This window comes from Ammoniphilus sp. CFH 90114, from assembly GCF_004123195.1.
Classification (GTDB): Bacteria; Bacillota; Bacilli; order Aneurinibacillales; family RAOX-1; genus YIM-78166.
Window position 1 is genome coordinate 39,805 of sequence record NZ_SDLI01000007.1, and the last position, 25,612, is coordinate 65,416.

Below are 25,612 nucleotides of genomic sequence, written 5' to 3' on the forward strand. Positions count from 1 at the left end.
TCCATTGGTAGAAAAGGATGAATTAACATGAAACACCTACTGAATAAAAGGGTACAGGATATTCAAATTTCTGGCATTCGAAAATTCTCCAATCGCGTTGCTCAGTTTCCAGATGCGATCTCGCTCACGATCGGGCAACCGGATTTTTCCACGCCTGAACATATTAAGGAGGCAGGAAAACAGGCGATTGATGGAAATAAAACGACGTATACCCATAACGCTGGACTTATTGAGCTAAGAAGGGCTGCGAGTCACTTTTTACAGCATCAATATGGTCTAACTTACGATCCAGAAACTGAAGTGATCACGACCAATGGAGCTAGTGAAGCCATTGATATCGCTTTTCGAACCATCCTTGAAGAAGGCTCAGAGGTCATTCTACCGGGACCCGTTTACCCTGGGTATGAGCCGATCATTAAGCTGTGTGGTGCTGTGCCTGTCTACGTGGATACACGAGAAAGCGATTTTAAAGTCAGCGCAGAGATGATTGAAAGATGTATAACGGATAAGACCCGTTGTGTGATCCTGCCCTATCCGTCTAATCCGACCGGGGTCATGCTTGATGAAGAAACGATTCAAGATATTGCTAACCTGCTTCGGGATAAAGAGATCTTTGTCTTATCTGACGAGATCTATAGCGAATTGGTCTACACGGATCAACATCGCTCGATCGCAGCCATTCCAGAGCTAAGGGATAAAACGATTGTGATTAACGGTTTGTCCAAGTCGCATTCGATGACGGGTTGGCGGATTGGATTTACATTTGCACCAGCATACATAACCGAACAAATGATAAAGGTCCATCAGTACAATGTGACTTGTGCCTCTACGATTAGTCAGTATGCAGCACTTGAGGCTCTAACGAACGGAATCCATGATGCTGACGAAATGAAGGAGGCTTACAAGGAGCGCCGTGAGTATGTCCATGATCGATTAGTCGCGATGGGCCTTGACGTCGTCAAGCCGGAAGGAGCCTTTTACATTTTTCCCTCGGTGAAGAAGTTTGGTTTGGATTCATTTGAGTTTGCAACACAGTTGCTAGAAAAAGACAGAGTTGCCGTCGTGCCAGGATCGGCTTTTTCAGAGTACGGAGAAGGGTACGTGAGGCTGTCCTATGCGTATTCGTTGGAAGTGTTAAAAGAGGGATTGGATCGGTTGGAAAGGTTTATTTCTAGGTTGAGTCAGTAGTCGAGAGAGTGGCGGGATGGAAAATTAACCGGAGCATTTCCGCCTATTTTAATCAGAAGAGGTTTTTGACCCGGAATAGCGGAACGAATTCCGCTTATTCCTCAAAAATGGTAGGAAAATGGGCTAGATCAGCTCAATAACGGAAAAAAATCCGCTTGTTTTCGCCCTTTTAAAGCTAAAAGGAAAAATAAGCGGAAAATCTTCCGTAATCCCCACCCCCTGCCCAGGTCCTTAGAATTTAGTTCCCCACATACTTCGCATACAATGTCTTTGCTGCTGCTATATCGTCTGTCCCCTGAATGAGCACTCTTCCATCACCGAAAAATACGAGAGTACGACCATCAATATGGAAGCGAAGAAGGAAGGCATTCTTTTCAACGGTCCCGATGGGCTGCAATCGTTCCGCCAGCTCAGATAAATCGATAGATCTCTTCTCTCTAGGAACGACCTGCACGGTGTCTCTTCCGCATAACGAGCTAAAATCTTCTTCCCTTTCCGTCATGGGATTCAGAAACTCAAATTCTCCTTGACCGCAAGCGGGGCAGTTTTCATTTCTACCTCTACTAATATCCATCTGCATATGCTGATTGTTCCACACTTCGAACTGTTCAAGATTAGGATTATAACGGTCCTCGGCACCGGTTAAGATCTTCAACGCTTCCACCGCCTGATAGGAAGCAATGATATGGATAATCGGGCCAATGACCCCGGCCGTGTCACAAGTTTCGCCTCTACCTGTTGGAGGCTTAGGAAACAGACAGCGGTAGCATGGGGTAACATGCGGACGAATGGCAGCGAACATTCCCTTCGAGCTTACAGCTCCTCCATAAATCCAAGGAATGCGGTGCTTCACGGCAATATCATTGATAAGGTACCTTACTGTAAAGTTGTCCGTCCCATCCAATATCAAGTCAACATCGGTAAGGAAGGACTCGCCGTTCGTGGCATTCAAATCCGCAATGACTGGCTCCACCTGAACAAGAGAATTTATCTTCGATAGTTTTTCTGCCGCAGCGATAGCCTTCGGGAGGTGTTCTGATGCATCCGTTTCGTCATAGAGCATTTGGCGTTGGAGATTCGTGTCCTCCACGAAGTCTCTGTCGATGATTCGCACAAAACCTACTCCGGCACGCACCATATGGTTAGACAAGACCGTCCCCAAGGCTCCCATCCCTACAACGGCCACACGAGCTTCTTTGAGTTTTTCCTGTCCGGAACGACCAATGGGTTGAAACAAGATTTGTCTTGAGTAACGATTTTGATAAGCATCCATGAAAAAAGTTCACGCCTCTCGTCCTTTTTCTTTACCGTAATGGATATAGAGAGAAATTGCAAACAAAAGCTTTGGTTAATTTTCTATACTGTCCTAATCTTTAGAAGGATTTAGACAAGTTACGTCGAATTTATAAAGTTGTAGTAATAGTAATCGCTTACACATCGAATCAATTGGGGAGGGTGAGCTGAATGTTTGGTGGATTTAAGAACAAGGAAATTTACGTCAATTTAACTAGTGGAGAAGTGGAATATCGCCAATTAGATGAAGCGATAGTGAAGAAGTTCATTGGGGGAAGAGGACTTGGAGTCAAGTATGTTCTTGATAACGGGCCTGAAGTTGAGCCGTTGTCTGAAGATAATATCCTCTGTATGATGACAGGGCCTGTGACGGGATCTAGGTCTTCAATGAGTGGACGTTTATGTATGGTAACGAAGTCCCCGTTAACCGGTACGGTTACAGACTCTCATATGGGTGGATGGTCAGCTGCTCGTTTGAAGTGGGCTGGTATAGATAATGTGATTGTAAAAGGGAAGAGCGATAAGCCGGTTTATCTTTACATTGAAAATGGAGAAGCCGAGCTTCGTGATGCTAGTGAGCTTTGGGGCCAAGGTACACGAGCAACGGTGAAGGCGATGCAAGATCGCTATGGAAAAGAAGATCTAAGCGTAGTTTGTATTGGTCAAGCAGGTGAGAATCAAGTTCTTTATGCTGGATTTATTAATGAGCATGACCGTGCGGCAGGACGTGGGGGTACAGGTGCTGTAGCAGGATATAAGAACTTGAAGGCCATCGTAATTAAAGCAGCACAAAAAGGCAATATGCCTGAGCCTGCGCAAGAAGAAGAGTACAAGAAAGCCAACCAGAAAGCTGTGAAGGCGATCTTAGAAGGTGGACTCACGGCTCCGAAGAAAGGCGGTCTATCCGTCTACGGGACGAATGTACTTACTAGCATTATTAATGAGGTAGGTGCATTACCAACGAAGAACTCTCAATTTACCCATTTTGAAGGAGCGGAAGGACATAGCGGAGAAACCGTCAATGCCACTTTGCTCGTTGCGGATAATACCTGTCATGCCTGTCCTGTAGCCTGTAAGAAGGAAGTTGAGGTTAAGGAAGGCAAGTATAAGACTAGAGTAGAAAGCTTCGAGTATGAGTCGGCTTGGGCTCTAGGAGCAAACTGCGGGCTCAGTAATGCAGAACCGATTGCCTTTATGATTGATCAATGTAATGAATACGGTATGGATACGATTGAACTCGGTAACGCTCTATCCGCTGCGATGGAAGCTGCGGAAAAAGGACTTATTGAGGAGAAGCTGGATTGGGGCGATGCAGATCGCATGATTCAATTAGCTGAAGATGTGGCATTCCGTAGAGGATTCGGAAATATCTTAGCAGATGGTCCTACACGTGCTGCCATTCAGTTTGGCGAGCCTGGATTAGCGATGACCGTTAAGGGTCAGTCCATCCCTGCTTATGACCCACGAGGCGTACAAGGAATCGGTTTAGGTTATGCCACGAGTAACCGTGGAGCTTGTCACTTACGCGGCTACACCGTAGCGAGTGAGATCGCAGGTATTCCTGAACCAACAGACCGCTTGAAGCCAGAAGGAAAAGGCGAGCTCTTAAAGATTTTCCAAGACCTTCTAGCTTTCTCGGATTCCATGAACATCTGTAAGTTCTCCTCCTTCTCTGAGAATGCAGATAACTATGCGGAGCAGTATTCTGCTATGACAGGGATCCCATTCAACGCAGATGATGTGATGAAGGCTGGGGAACGTATCTATAACTTAGAGCGTCATTATAATAATCTTGCAGGATTCAACAAGCGTGAAGATGACTTCTTGCCGAAGCGCTTTACAGAAGAGGCGGCAACTGGAAACAGTGCGGGTTACGTTAGCCGGATGGATATCATGCTAGAAGAGTACTACCAAGTGCGTGGGTGGACAGATGGAGTAGTTCCAGAAGGAAAGCTGAAGGAACTAGAAATTCTATAAAACCTAAGGGGAAAGGTGGGGCCTGATGGTCCCACCTTTTATCCTCCTGCTCTCATTGTTTTCTTTCGGAATGCGGCAATAACTTGATCAAGCTGTTCGGTTGACGAAGCTTTAAAACAAATATGGACGCTACCCACGCGAAAGGTAGAAGTAATTTGAACCTCTTGTTCTTTCAATATCTCCGCAGTCCAATAAGGACCCATATATCGATAAGGAAGATGTGAGGTGACTTTTTCTCCGCCGATTTCCGTCAAGTAAGCCATTAAGTGTTTAAGGGGTATTCCGCGGAATTCTAATGTGATTTGGTTCATAAGTTACCCACCTGCAACCGGTGGGAATAAGGCAAATTGGTCATCTGGTTTAACTACGGTCTGAAGTCCATTTTCATGAATGATATTTCTTCCATTTATGAATACATGAACGAAAGGCTTAAGCGTTCTCTCAGGGGTGAACACCTCATCTTCGTAAGCTGGGTACTTTTTAATAAGAGCCTCTAGAATTTGAATGACTGTATCCCCTTCATGGCTCTCAACTTCAACCGTCTTATCTCCACAGATTTCTCGGAAATTGGCAAATACCTTGATGATCATATCCTTTCCCTCCCTTTGTCCTTATTATAATGGATATTCTGACAATCGGAGTGACAAAATCTGTTTTTCCTTAAAGTATTTCATCTCTGCTTGATGTGGCTATGGTAAAATAATAGGAAACTCGACAATGGTGGAGGCCCACATGAAATTTTTTAACGTAAAAACGGTTCATGAGACTCTCTCAATAATTCGTGATCACTACCAACCTTTTAAGTCACCGGTGCGGGTCTCTCTACAAGATGCTTTAGGCAGAGTCCTGGCGGAAGATATACGTTCTACGGAGAATGTTCCTCCTTTTGCCCGTTCTACGGTAGATGGGTTTGCCGTTAAGGCTAGAGATACGTATGGGGCAACAGAGTCCCTTCCTGCTTTTCTTGATATCACCGGGCGCATTGATATGGGGAAGGCGGCGGACCGGCAACTTGAAGAGGGTCAAGCTCAGTACATCCCTACAGGAGGCATGTTGCCACCTGGGGCAGATAGTATTGTGATGATAGAGCATGTAGAAGAATTAGGTGAATTATTGAATGTGTATAAGCAAGTTGCACCAGGCGAAAATATTGTTCAAGCTGGTGATGATGTACGAGTGGGCGCTCTCGTGATGGAAGCAGGACGTCGTTTAAGGCCACAGGATTTAGGGGTACTATCCTCCATTGGCCAAACGGAAATCCTGGTCTACCCAAAGCCGGTGGTTGGCATTTTGTCTACGGGAGATGAAATTGTTCCCCCAGAAAAGAAAGAGCTAGCTCCAGGAGAGGTTCGCGATATTAATGGAGTGACTATAGGTGCGGCTGCTGCAGAATACGGAGCGGATGTGATTTATGCAGGCATCGTTGCGGATGATTATGAGGAATTTTTACAGCGTGCCCAAGAACTTTTTGAAAAAGTGGACTTTATGCTTCTTTCTGGAGGAAGTTCCGTTGGGACTCGCGACTTTACCGTGCAAGTGCTTGAAGCTTTAGGGGAGCCAGGGGTATTAGTTCATGGCGTATCCATTAAGCCTGGCAAGCCGACGATTCTAGCTAAGGCTAAAGAAAAACCGATCATGGGATTGCCTGGTCACCCGGCCTCAGCCATGATTATCTTTGACCTATTTGGCCTTCCCATTTTAGAACAGATAGAGGGGTATAAGCGGGTAACCCCCGATACGAGATTAGAGGCTCGGATTTCACGCAATATTCCATCAGCTGTGGGGCGAACCGATTACGTCCGAGTCCGATTAGAAGAGCGTCTGGATGGTTTATGGGCGGTTCCGGTATTCGGAAAGTCTGGTTTGATCTCTACCATGGCGGACAGTCACGGAATTGTGGAAATCACAGCCAATAAAGAAGGGGTATTAGAAGGACAGTACGTTAGAGTGAAGCTGTTCAACTAAGAGGGGGAGAGCACCATGCGTAAAATATACTTAGAAGATACGCCGCTTGACGAAGCGCAGCGTGATATTCTTCATAGAGCGATGTTTGAAAAAAAGATAGAATGGATTCCAACGCAAAAAGCTTTAGGGCGGGTAACGGCACAAGGAATCTTTGCAAAAGTTTCAATGCCCAATTATCACGCTTCTGCCATGGACGGGATAGCGGTAAAAGCAGAAAAAACCTACACAGCTAACGAGCTGAATCCTGTTCGCCTTGTACGTCATGAGGACTATGTAATCGTTGATACGGGAGATCCCATTCCACCCGGATTTGATGCGGTTATTATGATAGAAAACGTCCATCAAATTGATGAGGATACCCTCGAAATCTTAGATGCCGCTGCGCCTTGGCAGCATATTCGCCCTATTGGTGAGGATGTGGTGATCGGCGAGATGATTGTTCCTGCTTATCACAAGCTTCGTGCGGTAGATCTGGGGGCATTGCTCGCTGGAGGAAATGTTGTTGTTCCCGTTTTGGCCAAGCCGAGGGTAGCTATCATTCCCACAGGAACGGAATTGATCCCTCCTTCTGAAGAGGTGAAGCTGGGGGAAATCATAGAATTTAACGGGACGGTATTTTCGGCCTATCTTGAAGAGTGGGGAGCTGAACCCGTATACCGTGGGATTGTAAAGGACGATTATGAGCAGATCAAAGCAGCGGTGCTAGAGGCGGTGAAGGAGTCCGATATGGTCTTGCTGAATGCAGGCTCGTCTGCTGGGACCGAAGATTATACGTATCATGTAGTCGCTGAACTAGGTGAAGTATTGACACACGGGGTAGCGACAAGACCAGGTAAACCCGTTGTGATCGGAATGATACAAGGAACACCGATTATCGGTTTGCCAGGGTATCCTGTTTCTGCCTATTTGAATCTAGAGTGGTTCGCACGTCCTTTAGTCCACCATTATTACGGGCTGCAAGAAGTGAGCCGACCAAAGCTAAAGGCGAAGATGGGTCGCCGCGTGGTGTCGGTTATGGGAGCGGAAGATTTTGTCCGCATGACGATTGGCTGTATTGATGGGCAGTATGTGGCTAATCCTTTAACCCGAGCGGCGGGTGTGACGATGTCTATGGTTAGAGCGGATGGCCTCTTGAGAATTCCTCCAGGAAACCTTGGGTTTGAGCAAGGGGATGAAGCAGAGATTGAACTCTATCGACCTGTTGAGCAGATTAATCAAACGGTGGTTGTCACAGGAAGTCATGACCTATCGGTAGATGTATTGCATTCCTTGCTGCGTAAAACTTACCCTAACCAATTTTTGGTTTCTTCTCATGTGGGAAGTATGGGAGGTATCATGGCGATCCAGAAGGGTGAGGCTCATATGGCCGGCGTACACCTATTCGATGAGAGCACCGGAACTTACAACGTTCCGTTTATCGAGAAATATCTAAGGGATAAAGAGGCTGTCTTGGTTAACCTTGTCTATCGGGAGCAGGGCTGGATCGTTCCGAAGGGAAATCCACTAGGAATCGAGAAGGTAGGCCAGCTAACCCAGTCGGGCGTTACGTATATTAATCGTCAAAGAGGCGCAGGTACGAGATTACTGTTTGACTATCTTCTTAAACAGGATCAGGTCCAAAGGGATCAAATTTACGGATATGACCGAGAGGCAATCTCTCACTTAAGCGTAGCCGCAGCGGTGGCTGGGGGCACGGCAGATGCAGGACTTGGAATCTACTCTGCTGCGCAGGCCATGGGACTTGATTTTGTCCCCGTTGCAGAAGAACGCTATGATCTCTTGATTAGCCGAAGCTATTACGAGAGTGAAGAAGGCAAGAAAATGCTAGAGCTAATCAGCTCTTCTTCGTTCAAAGAAGAAGTGGAAGCCCTTGGCGGATATTCTTGCCGCGACACCGGAAAGGTGATGTACCAAAATTACAACGACTAAAAGAGAGTGGGTGAACAGATGTCCAAACCTAACTTACATGCGATCGATTCTCATCAGCGTCCACTCCGCGACTTGCGCATTTCCGTAACCGATCGCTGTAACTTTCGCTGTCAATACTGCATGCCAGCTGAAATTTTTGGACCAGATTTTAAATTCTTACCAAAAGAAAAGCTTCTCAGCTTCGAAGAATTAACTCGGTTGACGAGGATCTTTACGTCCTTAGGTGTAGAGAAGATCCGAATTACGGGTGGAGAGCCGCTCATGCGCACCGATCTGCCTTTACTCATCGACATGCTTACCCAAGTAGAAGGGGTTCGAGATATCGCGATGACGACGAATGGCTCCTTGTTGAAGCGGCATGCTAAAAGCCTCAAAAAGGCAGGCTTGAACCGCGTGACCATTAGTTTGGACAGTTTGGATGAAGAACGTTTTGGCAAGATGAATGGAAGAGGTTTTAAAGTAGCCGATGTATTGGAAGGTATTGAGGCGGCAGCTGAAGAAGGCATGAAAATCAAGATTAACATGGTCGTGCAAAAGGGAGTCAATGACGAGGATATTCTTCCGATGGCTCAATATTTTTATGACAAAGGTCATATCCTTCGTTTCATCGAATTCATGGATGTGGGCAATACCAATGGCTGGAAGCTTGATCAAGTGGTTCCTAATCGTGAGATCGTTCGCCGAATCCATCAGGAGCTGCCACTTGAACCTGTCGACCCGAATTACTATGGGGAGACGGCTTCGCGCTATCGCTACGTAGGGACGGATAAGGAAATTGGATTGATCTCATCTGTTACGCAAGCGTTTTGCTCTACCTGTACCAGAGCTCGACTCTCGGCGGAAGGTAGTATCTACACTTGTTTATTTGCTTCCGAGGGGCATGACTTACGCAAGGTCATTCGTTCAGGGGCAACGGACGAAGAGATACGCCAGTTTATCGAAGATGTTTGGTCTGCTAGAACGGATCGCTACTCAGAGGAAAGACTGAAAAACACCAAAGGTTTAAAAAAACGAACCAAAGTAGAAATGTCCCATATTGGCGGGTAACGGCTATCACTACAGCTAAGCGAGTATTTGGCTTGGCTTTTTTCTTTTTCAATTTATCTAAGGAGTTTTTATAACGATGAAGTGGCTTCTTCTCTATGTTCTACTCATAAACCTACTAACTTACTTTCTCTATGCTCAGGATAAGGGCCGAGCTCGCAAGAAAGAATGGCGTACGCCGGAGAGCCGATTGCTAGTCTTTGCTTCTATTGGTGGGGCGTTCGGGGCATGGCGAGGGATGAAGGACTACTATCATAAAATTAATAAGACTAGGTTTCGTGTCCTCATTCCTCTTTTTCTAGCTTTACAACTAGGAGTGCTAATTTATCTAGTCGACTATAAGATCCTCTTGCTAGCTATCCTTTTGCACGCTGTGATATTTTGGATTTTAAGAAAAATGAGGAGATGAGTGAAATTAAGTTTATTTAAACTAAAAAAACCTCTCCTTGGAAGGAAATATGATCGGGAGAAATGAAGTACATAGGGTCACTTATTTGTAATTATTAGCGGTTCGTGACTCCGTAACTAACGTTCGTGACATTGGAGAGTACTTTCGTAAGTTTGGTAAATTGGTTTTCGAAATAGCGAGATTACACTTGGATTTATTTGGAATGATTTTAGGCGCGTGAATATAATAGTCGTTTTCGTGAGTATCACAAGACTATTATTTGTAATGGCTACAGCTTTGTGACAAATGACTTCTGTATCGTGACAAAAACCGATAAATCCGTGAGTATTTCCAAAAATTCGTGAGTTTGCTGAACATATGGGGCCCTAACCAGCCGTTCTGAAGTTTCCAAGACGTCTAGTTCAGGGCCAATCTAAAAGAAAACGGTAAAAAAAATGTGCTGGCGAGGGTGGGGAGGGACGATTCTTTGGGTCTTCAAGTCACTTTTACAATAAATTCATCAAAAAAGAGCTGAAAACTGACCATAATAAAAAAATCCGCAGGAACTTCTCGCCTACCCGACACTGACCCCTCACCCTACCTATACATTAGACGAATCATCATAATCATAGCGGAACCCATCCTGAACGGGCTCACCGACATTGGCAGTTAAGGCGTCCCCGGTACCTGGATTTCCTTGCAGCTTTTGTAGGACTTCCTGATAGGCGAGCACGGCTTGGTAATCGGCTTGATTCGCCATGGCTTCCTTTAACGCTTCCTCTATTACAGCTAAATCGTTGTTGCTCCACTGAACCACTGGAATCCCTCCTTTTTAACATGTAGTATGTTTCTTAAGGGATGGAAATATGCTCCAGCTCTTTAGGGAGAGTGCCAATCTTGACAATAACCACCTCCGTGTTATCATAAAAGAGAACTAAATAGTTTGCCTAATCCCTAGGGGAGCTTGTTACTAGCTGAGATGGAAGAGAGAACTTCCAGACCCTTTGTACCTGATCTGGTTAATACCAGCGTAGGGAAGTGGATAGCCGTATCGTATACATACGCTCATAGCTAACCGCTTTTCTTTCACAGGAGAGTGGTTTTTTGTTTTTGTACGAAAGAGGGAGCTAAAGATGCCAATACCTGAGTTGCATGTAATCAGTAATGGTAAACAACCGCTAGATCAGTTTGCTGATATCGCTGCTCTTGTTCATCCTGTTGTATCGGCCCTGCACTTGAGGGAGAAGGCGAAGACAGCTCGGGAACTCCATGAATGGATCGAGTGTCTAGTAGAAAGGGGAGTACCAACCGATAAAATCTACTTGAATGATCGAGTGGATGTGGCTTGGTCTACTAGGATAAGGGGAGTGCAATTAGCCTATCACAGCTTAGATCCTGTGCAGGTGAAACCATTCTTCCCTACTTTAAGGATTGGTCGATCGGTTCATTCCGCAGCCGAAGCCGTGGCGATGGAGGAACAGGGAGCGGATTATCTCTTGTTTGGACATATCTTTGCTACAGGTTCTAAGCCAGGGCTTGAGGCCAGAGGGTTGGAAGCTTTAGCTAGAGTGGTAGATTCTGTCCAAATTCCTGTTATTGCTATTGGAGGAATTGGTCCTGATCAAGTAAAAGACGTCATGGAAACAGGGGCGGCTGGCATTGCGGTTATGTCTGGAATCGTGGAGGCTAAGGACCCGCTGGATGTTGCCATGCACTACAGCGAAGCATTACTTCAAGGGGGAAGCAAAAATGGGATTGGTTTATGATGTAGCCATTATTGGCGGTGGAGTCATAGGGGGATCCATTGCCTTTCAATTAGCGAAGCGTGGGAAGAAGGTTATTGTCCTGGAGAAAGGAAGACTGGCTGAGCAAGCTTCTGGAGCGGCGGCAGGAATGTTGGCAGCACAAGGGGAGTTGGAGAAAGAAACCGGCCCATTGTTCAAGTTAGCCGTTCAGAGTAGGGCGATGTTTCCACACTTGGCAGAAGAGTTAAGAGAACTATCTGGTATCGATATTAGCTTAATTAATCGTGGGATGCTGAAGATTGCCACGTCACAGGAACAAGTACATGAACTAAAAGAAGTGATGACTTGTCAGCTTCAAGCAGGCCAAGAGGCCGAGTGGCTGACAGGGGAGCAGGTTAGAGCTCGCGAACCCGGGTTATCCGAAGTGATCCTAGGTGCTATGTATATTCCCAATGACGGACAGGTCTTAGCTCCGGAGCTCTCCCTTGCCTTTCTAAAGTCTGCTGCTGTATTGGGAGCCGAGCTGCGGGAGTATACCGAAGTAAAGTCCCTTCTTGTTGAGAGAGGAGAAGTGAAGGGTGTTGTCACCCATGGTGAGACCATTCGCAGCGAGCAAGTGGTCGTCGCGACAGGAGCTTGGAGCGGATCATGGCTAGGTCAAGGAAACGAACCTGCTACTGTCTATCCCGTAAAAGGAGAATGCTTATCCGTTCTGACCACACGTCCGTTACTACGAACTACGGTATTCTCTCACGGATGTTACTTGGTTCCAAAGAGAGGCGGAAGGCTCGTAATTGGGGCAACCATGAAGGAGCACACGTACGATCGCAAGGTTTCCATTGAAGGTATATCCACCCTCATGGAACGAGCGAAGCGCCTACTTCCGGCAATTGCTGAAGCAGAGTTCGAGAAGGCCTGGGCGGGCACCCGTCCGCAGACCCGGGATGGACTTCCCATTCTTGGAGAGCATCCCGAGTGGAAGGGAGTTTATCTGGCGGCAGGTCACTATCGCAATGGAATCTTACTGAGCCCGGTGACAGGGGTTGTTATTGCCGATTTAATGGAAGGAAAAGATGTGGGGGGAATCAAGCCCTTCCAAGCAGCCAGAGGATTAACGGTTTAATAGAAGGGAGGAATGGCCTTTGAAGCTTCATATTAATGGAGAAGAAATTCAAGTTCCAGATGCGGTTTCTTATGTAACAGATTTGATCCAGCATTTTGGTTTGGAAAATAAGGTGTTAATTATCGAACTCAACACGAACATTTTGCAAAAAGAGGAACACGCCCGCACGCAGTTGAGTGATGGTGATCGAGTAGAAATCGTACATTTTGTAGGAGGCGGATGACATGTTAAAAATAGGATCATATGAGTTTCGTTCGAGATTATTGTTAGGAACAGGGAAGTTCCCTAATTTTGAAATCCAAAAAGAAGCAGTAGATGTATCAGAAACGCAAATCCTTACGTTTGCCGTGAGACGCATGAATATCTTTGAACCAAGCCAGCCTAACTTTTTAGAAATGTTAGATGTGAAGAATTTCACCTTGCTTCCGAATACAGCAGGAGCGTCAACAGCTGAAGAAGCGGTAAGAATTGCGAGATTAGCGAAGGCTTCTGGTTTATGTGACATGATTAAGGTAGAAGTCATTGGCTGCCCTAAGACTCTATTGCCAGATCCAGTAGAAACTTTAAAGGCTTCCGAGATTCTATTAAATGAAGGTTTTACCGTTCTACCTTATACCTCAGACGACGTGTTGTTGGCTAAGAGATTGCAAGATTTGGGTGTTCACGCGATTATGCCGGGAGCTTCCCCGATCGGCTCGGGTCAGGGAATTATTAACCCGCTGAATCTAAGCTTTATCATAGAACAATCGACTGTACCTGTTATTGTGGATGCAGGAATCGGTTCCCCTTCCGATGCAGCGATTGCCATGGAGATGGGGGCAGATGGTGTTCTATTGAATACAGCTGTTTCTGGGGCAAAGGATCCAGTCAAGATGGCGCGTGCCATGAAGCTCGCAATCGAAGCGGGACGCATGGGCTATGAAGCGGGACGCATTCCGAAGAAGCGCTATGCCACAGCAAGCAGCCCGCAAGAAGGGATGAGCACGGTGTGAGTGATCGTTACTCCAGACAAGAATTATTTCCATCGATAGGCAAGGAGGGCCAAGTGAAGCTGGCCCAAAAACATGCTCTCGTCCTTGGAGCGGGAGCTCTCGGTACCGGGAATGCGGAGGCCTTGGTTCGCTCCGGAGTGGGGAAAGTAACCATTGTGGACCGCGATTATGTGGAGTGGAGTAATCTTCAGCGACAGCAACTTTATACCGAAGCAGATGCACGGGATCGCATCCCGAAGGCCATTGCTGCTGAAAAACGTCTCAAGAGCATTAATTCAGAAGTTGAAATTCGTGCCATAGTGGCGGATGTGACGACAGAAGAAATTCATGATCTCGTGAGTGGAGTTGACATCATTTTAGATGCGACAGACAACTTCGACACGCGTCTGCTGTTGAATGATGCTTCTCAGAAATACAGGATTCCATGGATTTACGGTGCTTGCGTAGGAAGCTATGGCTTGACGTATACCGTTGTTCCTGGTGTAACCCCATGTCTAAGTTGCTTGCTAGAATCCGTGCCATTAGGTGGAGCGACTTGTGATACCGTCGGTATCATTAGCCCTGCCGTGCAGATGGTGGTGGCTTATCAAGTGGCAGAGGCCTTAAAGATCCTAGTGGGAGATTTGGATGCTTTGCGAGGGACGCTGCTTTCGTTTGACTTATGGAAGAATCAGCATGCTTCCATTCGAGTTGATCGAGTGAAGAAGCCAGGCTGTCCGTCTTGTGGGGAAGCGCCTGCTTATCCTTATCTGGACGCATCCAATCATACGAAGACAGCCGTCTTGTGTGGGCGAGAAACGGTTCAGATCCGTCCTGTAACTCGGATGAATCGAAACTTGGATGAATTAGCAGCCTCTCTTGCAGGACACGGAAAAGTAGAAAAGAATCCTTATCTCGTGTCCTTAACGATTGGAGAACATCGTTTGGCTATTTTTCAGGATGGGCGTGTTCTGGTCCATGGAACCAAAGACATTACCGAGGCGAAGAGCCTTTATCATCGATTTTTAGGTTAAGACGCCGGCTGTCTATTCTCTACGCCGCTTGTCCGTTCGGGAGAAGCGGCTTCTCTTATGTAAGGAGGGAAGAAAATGAAGTATGAAACGTTGAAGCACCAAGCCCGTGAATTTATTCTTAGCGACTCAGCGACGGAAGAAGAATTCAACCAATGGGCTCTTACCTTGTTTGCCTATCAATACGAAAACAATGCCCCCTTTCGAAAGTATTGCAGGAAACGAAGAGTCTCCCCTTCGACTGTGACTTATTATTGGCAGATCCCAGCAGTACCGATCGGAGCTTTTAAAGAAGCCGCTCTATCCTGCTGTCCTCCTGAAGAGGCTCAAGCTGTCTTTATGACGAGTGGTACGACCAACCCGGAGAAAAAAGGAAAAAATTATCATCAGGATCTTGAGATTTGGGACTTATCCATGAAGAAACAGTTCAAAAATTATATTCTACCCGATGTAGATAAGATCAGAATGGCGATCCTATTCCCAACCGAGCAAGAACTTCCTAACTCATCACTTGCTCACTATCTTCATTTAGGACTGGAGTCTTTTGGATTAGAAGGCAGCGAGTACATGTTCTCCGAACAAGGGATGGAAACGGAAAAATTGACGAGCTTCTTGAGAAAAGCAGAAGTAGAAGGCGATCCGATTCTCGTGATTGGAGCTACTTTTTCATTCATTCACTATCTTGATGAATGCCGCGCTAAAGGAATGGGATTTCAACTTCCAAAAGGAAGTCGAATCATGGACACAGGGGGAGCGAAAGGGCGATCCAGAGAAATGGATCCAGAGGAATTAAGAGGGCAATTATGCGACCTTTTTGGCGTACCACCTTATGGTTGCATTAACATGTACGGCATGAGCGAATTAAGCTCCCAGTTTTATGACGCTCATTACCGTGATCATATTCTTCAAAACCCAACAGTCAGCTCGTACAAGAAAGCTCCTCATTGGGTGCGGACCGTCATGGTAGACCCGGCTACCATGGAGCGAAAGGCCAGCGGAGAAAAAGGGATTATTATTCATTATGACTTGGCTAATCTTAACTCTGTTCTTGCTATTATGACCGAAGATGTAGGGGTTTCGATGGAAGACGGGAGTTTTCTATTGCTCGGTCGTGCGGCGGGTGCTGAAGCAAAAGGCTGCTCGTTAGCTGTTGAACAGTTTGTGGCCTCAAAAAGTGAGAGTAAGGCATGATACTAGATTGCTTTCATGTGCCAGAAGAAATTCGAGACCAGCTCGAATATCGATCTTTAACTTTTGAAGGAAAAACAGGGAAGATCGAATTACGTGTTCCTGATTTAACCGCAGCTCAGTTAGAGGAAATCACAAGGATCCTTAAGAAACAATATCAAGACTATGTAAGACATCTCCGTGTTCAAGACGTGATCGATGTATTAGATCAAGCGGTACAACGCTGGCTCGATCCAAGTTATGAGCGGAGACAAATCGCTCAGGAGTGTTTGCCCATCATCACAGGGTATGATGGCGAGATGATTCGTTTATTTCTCACGCAATATTTGCGAAATTTCCGCAAGGAAAAATTGCAGCGAATCGTGGATGAGGACTTTACGAATCCGCTTGTTCTCGATGAGTTCCGTCCAAGAATGGCAGGGGGTCTTGTCCGGGCCTATGGGCCTGAGCTTGCCACGCATATCTTCTCGGGAAATGTACCGGGATTACCACTTTGGAGTCTAGCTTCTGGTCTTCTTGTGAAATCGGCCACATTGGGAAAAGTGTCATCGTCTGAACCGCTTTTTCCTGTTCTATTTGTTAAGACGATAGAAGAGATCAACCCAAAGCTGGCTCGCGCGATCGCCATCGTATGGTGGAAAGGCGGTCACCAGGAGCTTGAAGAAACGGCTTTCGGCCATTCTGAGCTCGTGATTGCCTATGGAAGTGAAAGGTCGACCAGAGAGATTGCTCGTAGGATCCCATCACATGTCCGTTTTATCCCTCACGGGCACAAAGTCAGCTTTGGGGTGATTGCTCGTGAATGTTTAGAGGTCTCCTTAGCCTCCATAACGGCACGGTTAGCCGCAAGAGATGCTTCTTGGTTTGATCAGCAGGGATGTCTGTCTCCTCATGTTTTCTTTGTGGAAAAAGGCGGGAAGATCTCTCCTAGAGACTTTTCAAGATTACTTGCTCAGGAAATGGCAGCCTTCGAACATAAGATGCCAAGAGCCGCTCTTTCGACCGAGGAGCAACAAGCGTTAATCCAAGCACGCTCACAAGCGGAGTTCCAATCATTCCAGGATGAAGGGACAGAATGTTTAGCGAGTCGAGAGGATTCTTCCTGGACGGTGATCTACCGGGAGAAGGCGGACTTTTCCCTCTCTCCATTAAATCGTTTTGTTTCCGTCATTCCAATTCAAGATCTAGAGGAAGGGATTAAGAAAGTAACCGCACTCAAGGCCTATCTTCAAACGGTAGGAATTGCTTGTCCTCCCCTGAAGTTTCGTAAATGGATCGAGCTTCTAGGCCAATGCGGGGTTAACCGCATATGTGCCTTGGGAGAAATGCCTCAACCTAAGTCGGGCTGGCACCATGACGGGCGTTTGAACTTAGGGGATCTCGTCCGTTGGTGTGATATAGAGTCCTCTGCCGAAGAGCAAATGGATCGCTATGATCCTAACCGAGATTAGGGGAAGGGAGGCTTGGATCTATTGAAGACTGTACAAGTAGAATTGAGGAATATTTCGCTTACCTTTTCTAAGGAGAGTCCTCCTGTATTGGATCAGATCAATCTAGAATTGAATCAGGGGGAGTTCGTGAGTATGATCGGACGAAGCGGCTGTGGAAAAACCAGTCTTCTTCAGTTAATGGCAGGGCTGCTCTCCCCAACCTCTGGTGAGGTGCTCGTGGGAGGAGAAAAGGTAATAGAGCCTAAGGAAAAGACGACTTATGTTTTTCAGAGGCCTATCCTTCTTGAGTGGAAGAATGTCTTGGAAAATGTTCTCCTTCCTATTGAATTGAAGCGAAGGGTGACAGAGGAAGATGGCAAGAAAGCGAAAGAGATCTTGAAACTCGTAGGGTTGGCCGGAAATGAGCTCAAATTTCCTCATGAGTTGTCTGGAGGCATGATGTCTCGAGTGTCTCTTGCTCGAGCCCTCATGACCGAACCGAAAGTTCTCTTGATGGATGAGCCCTTTGCTGCCTTAGATGCCTTAACGAAATGGCAAATGCAGCAGGAATTAGCGAAGCTATCTCATCAGTTTCATCCTACTGTCGTATTCATTACCCATGATATTCAAGAGGCGGTCTACCTGTCTGATCGCATCTTTTTTATGGGTGGAACCCCAGCGGGTGTGCTCAAGGAGTACGTGGTGCCCTTTCCTAAACCCAGAAGAAAAGAACTGAAATTTGAGAAGGAATTCTTAGATTTAACCAAGATCCTACACGATGATATCGAAAACATAGGGAGTGCAAGAACACCATGATCAGAAAGCCAATGATGTATTCGCTTCTCTTGTTTCTTATCGTCCTATTCGCATGGGAAGGGCTTGTCCGATTCTTGCAAATACCGGAACTTATTTTACCTACTCCTCTAGTCATTGGGAAAAATCTCATAGAAAACTTCTCAAACGGTTATTTCTATCCTCATATCGCGGCTACTTCAATTGAGGTGTTTGGGGGCTTCGCGCTTGGAGCCTTCATGGGTATTGGGCTCGGTTTTCTCGTGTCAAATTCTAAGGCGGTGGAAGAGGTGCTTCACCCGTACATTATCGCCTCCCAAGCCATGCCCAAGCTAGCCTTGGCACCCTTGCTTGCTCTTTGGTTCGGCTTTGGCTACCTCCCGAAAATATTAATCGTCGCTTTGGTCAGCTTTTTCCCCTTGTTTGAAAGTACGGTGACCGGACTGACCTACGTTGACCAGGATAAGGTGGCCTTATTTCGTTCCATGCGTGCTTCGAAGTGGAGTATACTCGTTAAGCTCAGACTTCCTACTGCTATTCCTTACTTATTTTCAGGCTTGCGTGTCGCGATCGTACTTAGTGTCGTAGGAGCTGTCGTTAGTGAATTTATTGGAGCTAATAAAGGTTTAGGGGCGTTGATCATTGTTTCCCAGGGGATGATGGATACGCCGTTGATGTTTTCTGTTTTTATTCTATTAACCTTTATGGGAATTGCCCTTTATCAGATGGTCGCTATCGTAGAGATCTTGTTTTTTAAAAAATATTATTATACTCGGAGGACGAAAACGTGAGAAAGTCTTTATCGCTATCCATCCTTACATTGATTACTGCTATTGGATTAACAGGATGTGCGAGCTCTACACCCGTTTCACAGCCTGCACAAACAGAAGCGAAGGTAGAGCAATCAGCAGCCGTACAAGAACGTGAGAAAGTACGCATGGCCTCTTGGAGTAAGCCGATTGCTGAGCAGAGTAACTTATACCTCGCAGAGGAAAAGGGCTGGTTTGAGGAAGCAGGACTAGAGTTTGAATACATTCCGGGTGCGGGCGGCGGTGATGCCGTAAAAAACATTGTTGCAGGAAATGCGGATATTGCTTTTGCCAATGTAGAAGCCGTGTTATTGGCTGCGGAAAAGGGTGAAAAGCTCAAGATCATTTACAATATTTACCCTGAAAATGTGTTTAATCTTGTCTCTCTTAAGGAAAGTAACATTGCGAGCATCGAGGATCTCAAAGGAAAGAATGTTGGTGTCTACAGCTTAAGCAGCGGAACCTACCAAAACTTAAAAGTACTGCTCTCGTCAGCTGGAATGACGGAGAATGATGTGACGATTATTGAAGCAGGTGTTTTAAACTTCGGACCTTTGATGAACAAACAGGTGGATGCAACAGCGGCAACGGATACAGGACTTTATGACGCCAAGCAAAAAGGTTTAGGCGATGTGAATGTTATGGAAGTAAAGGAAGTGCTGAACACGCCTTCTGATGTGTTTGTCGTAACGGAGAAAACATTTAATGAAAAGAAAGAGATGCTGATTAAGTTTCTGCAGGTTTATCGTGATAGTGTGAAATATACGATGGAGCATCCGGAAGAAGCAGCGAAAGTTGCCGTACAAGCGGCTATTGATGGAAAGGATGAAGCCCGTAATCTAGAGATTATCAAGATCCGTAATGCGGTCTCCATGAATGAGGAAATGAAAGAAAAAGGCTTGGGTTGGCTTAATGCTGATATCCTAAAGGAAGTGGAAGAGACCTATGTGAACATGGGGCTCTTAAAAGGTCCAGTTCATATTGAAAATATGCTCACGAACGAGTGGGTGGAGCAATTAAAGTAACATGGAGATGAATCTAAAAGGTAAAGTGGTACTCATCACCGGATCTAGTCGAGGAATTGGGGCAGCGATAGCTGAGGCATTTGCCCAGCAAGGGGCTATCGTCATCATCAATTACGTAAGGAATGAAGAGCGGGCAACACAGCTTGCCGACCGACTAAGGCAGAAATATGGGACAGAAACCATGACCATAAGAGGAGATGTCACCATCGAAACCGATGTTAAGAATATGATAGAAGCCGTTCATGAGGAATTCACGGCTCTTGATATTGTGGTGAATAATGCTCTTCATCATTATCGGTTCGACCCTGATCAGCGAAAAATGGCCTGGGAAGTCGAGTGGGAGGATTATCAGAGGCAATTAGACGGCTCCCTTAAAGGCTCCTTTCATGTCTGCAAGCATGCCATCCCGATCATGAAATCAAACGGGTATGGGCGCATCATTAATATGGTTACGAATCTCGTGTATCGTCCGATTGTTCCTTATCACGACTATACGACGGCAAAAGGAGCCCTGTTAACCTACTCGCAAAATTTAGCAGGTGACCTCGGTCCGTTCGGAATTACAGTCAATTGTATTGCCCCTGGAATTGTTTATCCCACAGATGCCAGTCGGACGACGAAGGAAGAGATCAAGGATCAAATCATAGCCGAAACGCCACTCCGTAAAATTGCTCGACCGGAAGATATAACGGGCAGTGTTTTGTTCTTTGCGAGTGAGTGGTCGAGGTTTGTAACCGGTCAATGCCTCATTGTTGATGGTGGATTTACCATGAAATAAGGGAGCAATCGTGGTAGAATAGAAAGAAATACCAATAGGGAAGGGGACCACAAAAGCCATGATTGAAGAGATTAAAGCCATTTATCGCAATCGAACACCACACATCTTGGGCCATGAAAGTGTGGCTAAAGCAGCCGTAATGGTTCCCTTAATCCAGAATAAAGATGGACTCTCTGTGTTGTTTCAAGTTCGTGGCCATCAGCTGCGTCGGCAACCAGGAGAGATTTGTTTTCCAGGAGGCAGACTAGAACCTGATGATCTCTCCGAAGAGTCTGCAGCGATAAGAGAAACATGTGAAGAATTAGGAATCGGTGCAGATGAGATTGATTTAATCGCACCACTGGACATTTTCGTCACTACACATACCATTCTTTATCCTTACCTTTGCCAATTAAAGGACGATATTCACCTTTATCCCGATCCGGAAGAGGTTGCCGAAGTGTTTACCGTACCGCTTAAGTTTCTGATGAATTATGAGCCAGAGCTTTATTACATTCCGTTAGAAATGAAACCGCCAGAGGACTTTCCTTTTGAGTTGATTCCTAATGGTAAATCCTATAAGTGGAGAAAGGCGAAGATCGCAGAATATTTCTACCGGTATGAAGACAAGGTGATATGGGGGATGACGGCTCGTATTCTGCATGACTTTGTCGAGCGAATGAAACGTGAAGAAAACTTGGATGGCGCTTAAAATAATGGACTTGATCTTAAACGATCAGGTCTTTTTTTTGAGCATATTTTTTTCCAAATCAAACATACTAAAAGAAATTGTGCCTTTATAAGAAAGGGGTAAACTTTGTGGGAAAAGGATCAAGACAGCCTATCTTTATCCTTCTGTTGGCCTTTGTTATTGTATTTGCCAGTGTGGCGAATGGACTAGCCCAGGAAGTCGAGGGAGAAGCAAAGATTCCGCAGTATAAGACGAGGAAGGAAGTTCCTGCCCAATACAAATGGAACCTTGAGGATTTGTACGTTAGTGTGGAGGCTTGGGAGAAGGACCTTCGGGAAGTTGAGGAACTAAGCGATGAACTGAGTAAGTATAATGGTCGTCTAGGAAATTCTCTGAAGAACCTAAGAAAAGCGATGGAAAAATATGTTCAATTAAGCCGCAGCTTCGAGAAGACGTATACTTACGCGAAGTTATCCTTTCATACGAACAAAAGTGACTCGGTCTATCAGGCGTTGTCCTCTCGAGCAGATGATGTTGCGATCAAGATGAGTGAAAAAATTTCGTTTTTTATCCCAGAGTTAATTAATATCCCGGAAAAGAAGCTAATGGAGTATTTATCAGATCCCAGTATGAAGGAATATAAAAGGTGGATCGAATTGCAAGTGAGAGTCAAAGAGCATACCTTGCCAAAGGAGCTGGAACAAGTATTGGCGAAGAGTGGTGTGTTAGCCGATGCTCCAGAAAGCATTTTTGGGATGCTGACGAAAGATCTTACATTTCCTTCTATAAAGGATCAGAGCGGCAATGAAATTACGCTTACCCCGGCCAATTATGCTGCCTTCATGAAGAGCCCGGATCGGGAGGTGCGAAAGAGAGCCTATGAAGCGTACTATAAAACCATCAATCAGTTTAGAGATACGTTTGCCCAAATCTTGCAGTCTGAGGTAAAAAAGAATATCTTTTATTCTGAAGTTCGGCAGTACCCTAGTACGCGAGACGCAAGTATGGAAGGAAATCAGATCCCGGTTTCTGTGTACGATAATTTGATTGCGACCGTGGGTAAACAATTGCCGAGCCTGCATCGCTATATTGAATTAAAAAAAGAAGCCGCCAATCTTGATAAAATGTATCTGTACGATTTATACGTGAAATTTGGCGAGGATCGGGAGAGAAGTTACATCCCTTATGCGAAGGCTCAGGAGCGAATTAAATCGGGCCTCCAGGTCCTTGGTCAGGATTATGCCCGTCTTCTTGACCGAAGTTTTAAAGACCGCTGGATCGATGTTTATTACACCCCAGGTAAGCGTTCAGGCGCTTTTCAATGGGGAGGTTATGACTCCCACCCCTATATTCTCATGAATTACCAGGGAGAGATGGACGACATCTATACCCTCGCTCATGAATTAGGACATGCGGCCCATTCTCACTTCTCCAATCGAACTCAAAGCTATCTGAATGCAAGTTATCCCATCTTCACGGCAGAGGTAGCTTCTACGACGAACGAAGCCTTACTGTTTAGAGAGATGTATCAGAAAGCGAAGACGAAAGAAGAGAAGATTGCTATTCTCAATCAGCGCTTAGAAGATTATAGTGGAACCTTGTTCCTTCAAACGATGTTTGCCGAGTTTGAGAAGGCGATCCATGAGAAATCCGAAAAGGGAGAAGCCCTCACCTCTGAGATTCTTATTGAGCTGTATGGTTCTCTGATGAAAAAATATTTTGGCGATAGTCTGGAGATTGATCTTGGAGCCTCCCTTGGGTGGGCGAGAATTCCTCATTTCTACCGAAATTACTACGTCTATCAGTATGCAACAGGTTTTGCTGCGGCCAATGCCTTTGCCCAACAGATGTGGGATGAAGGGGAGCCGGCCGTTGAGCGCTATATCGAGAAGTTCTTGTCAGCTGGAAACTCCAAGGATCCGATTGAGGTGCTAAAAGAAGCGGGTGTGGATATGACTTCTCCGGAAGTGATTGAAACAGCGTTGAAAGGGTTTATAGATACTTTAGATGAAATGGAAAGACTATTGAAGGAGTAGGGGCCTTTACCCTACTCTTTTCTGTTTTTCAGGAAGTCCAAAAAGGCTTGGGATGCTATCGATAAGTAACGGTTCTTATTCCAAGCCACAGCAAGGGAAAGGTAAACCGGCGGATCTAAGGAGATGGGCACGAGCTTGGGATCTGTTGCCGCAATCATGCGGAGGAATAAGGTAACGCCTAAACCTTCGCTAACGAAAGATTTAATAAGGGAGAGCTGGTTCGCTGAGAAGCTTACGTTCGGAGTAATGCCCGTTTGTTTACTCGTCTCTAGAATCAACTGACGCTGAAAATACCCTTCCTTGAACAGGATGAGAGGCTCTTTTACCAAGTCATGATAGGTAATGTGGTCTTTGAAGACGAAGGGATGATCTAACGGGACACAAACGACAAGCTCTTCATGGAATAAGGGAATATACTCTAAATGATCCGGAGGATGATCGACGACAATAATTCCTAGATCTACCTCGCCCTTCTCAATGAGTTTTTGAACTTGCAGTGTTCCCTCTTCTACTACGCTAATTTGCAAAGATTTGAATTTCCGTTTGAAATCTTTGATGATGGCTGGGAAATAATAACTCCCTACCATAGAAGGAAGCCCAATGCGGACTTCTCCTTTTTCTAACCCTCGCATTTCGTTCAATTCCGTTCTTGCTTCCTCTACCCGACTAAGAATGGCCCGAGCGTGCTCTAAGAATACCTCTCCCTCTGGAGTGAGGACGATATGTTTAGAAGATCGGTCAAATAACGTGATTTGGAGGTCTTGTTCTAATTTTTGAATAGCTTTACTGATGGCGGGCTGAGCAACGAGAAGATGTTCAGCGGCACGAGTGAAGTTCTGGCATAGGGCAACTTCTACAAAATACTCAAGCTGACGGAACTCCATAGGGCAGTCTCCATTCCTATTAGTTATGGTATTAATAAAAACTATATATTTTTTTTATCATTATAACGGTGTTATGATTTCTTTACAAATAAAGAGAAAAGGAAGTTGTTCATATGATTGAACAAGGAACAAAGGATTATTGGAGAGCAACCTTGGCATTAAGTTTAGGTTCATTTTTAGTGTTTGCGATGGTTTACTTGACACAGCCCCTGCTGCCTTTATTTACAGAGCAATTCGGGGTGAGCGCATCCCAAGCGAGTTATTCATTATCTATCGTTACTTTATTTATCAGTATAGCCTTGTTATTTTATGGTCCTATATCGGATTCTCTCGGCAGGAAAGTGATCATGGTCTGGACGATGCTCGGGGCGATTGTAGTCACTTTGGCCATCCCCTTCATGACAAGTTTTGAATCTATTCTTGTGTTGCGGGCCATCCAAGGAGCCTTCCTGGCTGGACTTCCATCCTTGGCCATGGCTTATATGGCGGAGGAATTTTCTCCAGCAGCGCTGAGTTTAGCTATTGGTTTATACATTAGTGCAAACAGCCTAGGCGGATTATCCGGTAGATTGATTAGTGGAGCCGCCGCAGACCTGTGGGGATGGGAAGCATCTTTTTGGGTGATCGGACTACTTGGTCTCAGCTTTTTCTTCTTGTTCGTCTGGATGCTGCCGGCCTCGAAACAGTTTAAGAAGGTTCCTTTTGATGTGAGGCAGGCACTAGGAGGCTTGACAAGACATCTTCGAAACCCTGTCTTATCGGTGGCTTTTTTAGTAGGTGGATTAAACTTTTTTGTCTTCCTAGGCAGCTTTAACTATATTACCTTCCTGTTAAGTGCAGCACCCTATCGTCTTTCACCAACCTTACTGGGGCTGTTGTTCGTTACTTATTTGGCGGGAACCGTTAGTTCTACCCTATCAGGAAAGATGGCTCAGCAGTGGGGCAAGACCGTCTGTTTATTAGTGGGAATTGGATTGTTTGCCTTAGGGATCATTTTTACTCTCCATCATTCGCTAGTTGTCATTTTCATTGGGTTGCTTATTCAATGTTTTGGATTTTTCTTCGCTCATTCCGCTTCGGCAAGCTGGGTCAATTCCCATGCTGAGTTTGCGCGGGCTAGCGCTTCGAGTCTTTATTTAGTTTCTTATTATCTAGGGGGAAGCTTGGGGAGCAGCTTTTTGGGAGTGTTCTGGGAAGCCTGGCATTGGCCGGGTGTCGTAGGAGGATCCCTCCTTGTGTTATGCGTGACCTTCGGTTGTTCCTTGTGGCTTAACCGAGCGGAAAGAGTTCAGGAGGCCAGTCGATTCGTGAGTTGTCCGAAATAATATGGTGTTTCCCGCTAATTT

Annotated in this window: 25 protein-coding genes and 1 riboswitch; of the genes, 20 read left to right on the top strand and 5 right to left on the bottom strand. The window is 45.7% G+C overall.

Features of this window, described 5'->3' with window-relative positions; all coding sequences use genetic code 11:
* Positions 1-27 precede the first annotated feature (27 nt).
* Entirely contained in the window at positions 28-1,188 is a 1,161-nt protein-coding gene (locus EIZ39_RS16315; RefSeq protein WP_129201069.1) for an aminotransferase A, read from the top strand.
* 238 nt (positions 1,189-1,426) lie between these two features.
* Here EIZ39_RS16315 and EIZ39_RS16320 read toward each other — a convergent pair whose 3' ends face one another.
* Complete coding sequence (locus EIZ39_RS16320; protein ID WP_129201070.1) at positions 1,427-2,461, bottom strand: ThiF family adenylyltransferase; 1,035 nt, start codon at positions 2,459-2,461, stop codon at positions 1,427-1,429.
* A 191-nt stretch (positions 2,462-2,652) separates the two neighbouring features.
* Here EIZ39_RS16320 and EIZ39_RS16325 point away from each other — a divergent pair, with 191 nt between their 5' ends.
* Positions 2,653-4,458, top strand: coding sequence for an aldehyde ferredoxin oxidoreductase family protein (locus EIZ39_RS16325; protein ID WP_129201071.1), 1,806 nt, complete (start codon positions 2,653-2,655; stop codon positions 4,456-4,458).
* A 38-nt stretch (positions 4,459-4,496) separates the two neighbouring features.
* On the opposite strand, the gene EIZ39_RS16330 is transcribed toward EIZ39_RS16325, so the two are convergent.
* Positions 4,497-4,769, bottom strand: coding sequence for a MoaD-like domain-containing protein (locus EIZ39_RS16330; RefSeq protein ID WP_129201072.1), 273 nt, complete (start codon positions 4,767-4,769; stop codon positions 4,497-4,499).
* Between the two features lie 3 nt (positions 4,770-4,772).
* Positions 4,773-5,048: a ubiquitin-like small modifier protein 1 gene (locus EIZ39_RS16335; protein WP_129201073.1), complete on the bottom strand. Its 276-nt coding sequence runs from the start codon at positions 5,046-5,048 to the stop codon at positions 4,773-4,775.
* A 142-nt stretch (positions 5,049-5,190) separates the two neighbouring features.
* Between EIZ39_RS16335 and EIZ39_RS16340 the strand changes: the two genes are divergently transcribed.
* From EIZ39_RS16340 to EIZ39_RS16355, 4 genes are all read left to right on the top strand, one after another.
* Positions 5,191-6,423 carry a molybdopterin molybdotransferase MoeA gene (locus EIZ39_RS16340; RefSeq protein ID WP_129201074.1) on the top strand — a complete coding sequence of 411 codons (1,233 nt, stop codon included), beginning with the start codon at positions 5,191-5,193 and terminating at the stop codon, positions 6,421-6,423.
* A 15-nt stretch (positions 6,424-6,438) separates the two neighbouring features.
* The gene (locus EIZ39_RS16345) at positions 6,439-8,352 is read left to right on the top strand and encodes a molybdopterin biosynthesis protein (protein WP_129201075.1); all 1,914 of its coding nucleotides are present in this window, start codon (positions 6,439-6,441) and stop codon (positions 8,350-8,352) included.
* Positions 8,353-8,370: 18 nt separating this feature from the next.
* The gene (gene moaA / locus EIZ39_RS16350; protein WP_129201076.1) at positions 8,371-9,399 is read left to right on the top strand and encodes a GTP 3',8-cyclase MoaA; all 1,029 of its coding nucleotides are present in this window, start codon (positions 8,371-8,373) and stop codon (positions 9,397-9,399) included.
* Positions 9,400-9,475: 76 nt separating this feature from the next.
* Positions 9,476-9,805: a DUF1294 domain-containing protein gene (locus EIZ39_RS16355; RefSeq protein WP_129201077.1), complete on the top strand. Its 330-nt coding sequence runs from the start codon at positions 9,476-9,478 to the stop codon at positions 9,803-9,805.
* A 580-nt stretch (positions 9,806-10,385) separates the two neighbouring features.
* On the opposite strand, the gene EIZ39_RS16360 is transcribed toward EIZ39_RS16355, so the two are convergent.
* Complete coding sequence (locus EIZ39_RS16360) at positions 10,386-10,601, bottom strand: hypothetical protein (RefSeq protein WP_129201078.1); 216 nt, start codon at positions 10,599-10,601, stop codon at positions 10,386-10,388.
* Between the two features lie 129 nt (positions 10,602-10,730).
* Positions 10,731-10,838, top strand: a riboswitch (TPP riboswitch).
* 79 nt (positions 10,839-10,917) lie between these two features.
* Here EIZ39_RS16360 and tenI point away from each other — a divergent pair.
* From tenI to pepF, 13 genes are all read left to right on the top strand, one after another.
* Positions 10,918-11,550 carry a thiazole tautomerase TenI gene (tenI, locus tag EIZ39_RS16365; protein ID WP_129201079.1) on the top strand — a complete coding sequence of 211 codons (633 nt, stop codon included), beginning with the start codon at positions 10,918-10,920 and terminating at the stop codon, positions 11,548-11,550.
* Positions 11,534-12,652 (top strand): glycine oxidase ThiO, encoded by a 1,119-nt coding sequence (gene thiO, locus EIZ39_RS16370; protein WP_129201080.1) that lies wholly within the window; start codon positions 11,534-11,536, stop codon positions 12,650-12,652. The genes tenI and thiO overlap by 17 nt, the downstream gene beginning before the upstream one ends.
* Positions 12,653-12,671: 19 nt before the next feature.
* Positions 12,672-12,875, top strand: coding sequence for a sulfur carrier protein ThiS (gene thiS / locus EIZ39_RS16375; protein WP_129201081.1), 204 nt, complete (start codon positions 12,672-12,674; stop codon positions 12,873-12,875).
* A 1-nt stretch (position 12,876) separates the two neighbouring features.
* Positions 12,877-13,644, top strand: coding sequence for a thiazole synthase (locus EIZ39_RS16380; RefSeq protein WP_129201083.1), 768 nt, complete (start codon positions 12,877-12,879; stop codon positions 13,642-13,644).
* Positions 13,641-14,657, top strand: a complete 1,017-nt coding sequence (locus EIZ39_RS16385; RefSeq protein WP_129201084.1) for a thiazole biosynthesis adenylyltransferase ThiF — start codon at positions 13,641-13,643, stop codon at positions 14,655-14,657. Before EIZ39_RS16380 ends, EIZ39_RS16385 begins: the two co-directional genes overlap by 4 nt.
* Positions 14,658-14,732: 75 nt before the next feature.
* Complete coding sequence (locus EIZ39_RS16390; protein ID WP_129201086.1) at positions 14,733-15,845, top strand: LuxE/PaaK family acyltransferase; 1,113 nt, start codon at positions 14,733-14,735, stop codon at positions 15,843-15,845.
* Complete coding sequence (locus EIZ39_RS16395; protein WP_129201088.1) at positions 15,842-17,293, top strand: acyl-CoA reductase; 1,452 nt, start codon at positions 15,842-15,844, stop codon at positions 17,291-17,293. The genes EIZ39_RS16390 and EIZ39_RS16395 overlap by 4 nt, the downstream gene beginning before the upstream one ends.
* Positions 17,294-17,314: 21 nt before the next feature.
* Positions 17,315-18,088 (top strand): ABC transporter ATP-binding protein, encoded by a 774-nt coding sequence (locus tag EIZ39_RS16400; RefSeq protein ID WP_129201090.1) that lies wholly within the window; start codon positions 17,315-17,317, stop codon positions 18,086-18,088.
* Entirely contained in the window at positions 18,085-18,855 is a 771-nt protein-coding gene (locus tag EIZ39_RS16405) for an ABC transporter permease (RefSeq protein WP_240675841.1), read from the top strand. The genes EIZ39_RS16400 and EIZ39_RS16405 overlap by 4 nt, the downstream gene beginning before the upstream one ends.
* Positions 18,852-19,898 carry an ABC transporter substrate-binding protein gene (locus EIZ39_RS16410; protein WP_129201091.1) on the top strand — a complete coding sequence of 349 codons (1,047 nt, stop codon included), beginning with the start codon at positions 18,852-18,854 and terminating at the stop codon, positions 19,896-19,898. Before EIZ39_RS16405 ends, EIZ39_RS16410 begins: the two co-directional genes overlap by 4 nt.
* Position 19,899: 1 nt before the next feature.
* A complete protein-coding gene (locus EIZ39_RS16415) occupies positions 19,900-20,676 on the top strand; it encodes a 3-oxoacyl-ACP reductase (RefSeq protein WP_129201093.1) in 777 nt (258 codons plus the stop codon).
* Positions 20,677-20,734: 58 nt separating this feature from the next.
* Positions 20,735-21,367, top strand: coding sequence for an NUDIX hydrolase (locus tag EIZ39_RS16420; RefSeq protein ID WP_129201094.1), 633 nt, complete (start codon positions 20,735-20,737; stop codon positions 21,365-21,367).
* Between the two features lie 107 nt (positions 21,368-21,474).
* Entirely contained in the window at positions 21,475-23,382 is a 1,908-nt protein-coding gene (pepF, locus tag EIZ39_RS16425) for an oligoendopeptidase F (protein WP_164985137.1), read from the top strand.
* 11 nt (positions 23,383-23,393) lie between these two features.
* Here pepF and EIZ39_RS16430 read toward each other — a convergent pair whose 3' ends face one another.
* Positions 23,394-24,266: a LysR family transcriptional regulator gene (locus tag EIZ39_RS16430; protein ID WP_129201098.1), complete on the bottom strand. Its 873-nt coding sequence runs from the start codon at positions 24,264-24,266 to the stop codon at positions 23,394-23,396.
* A 113-nt stretch (positions 24,267-24,379) separates the two neighbouring features.
* Here EIZ39_RS16430 and EIZ39_RS16435 point away from each other — a divergent pair, with 113 nt between their 5' ends.
* Positions 24,380-25,591 carry an MFS transporter gene (locus tag EIZ39_RS16435; protein WP_129201100.1) on the top strand — a complete coding sequence of 404 codons (1,212 nt, stop codon included), beginning with the start codon at positions 24,380-24,382 and terminating at the stop codon, positions 25,589-25,591.
* Positions 25,592-25,612: the final 21 nt, after the last annotated feature.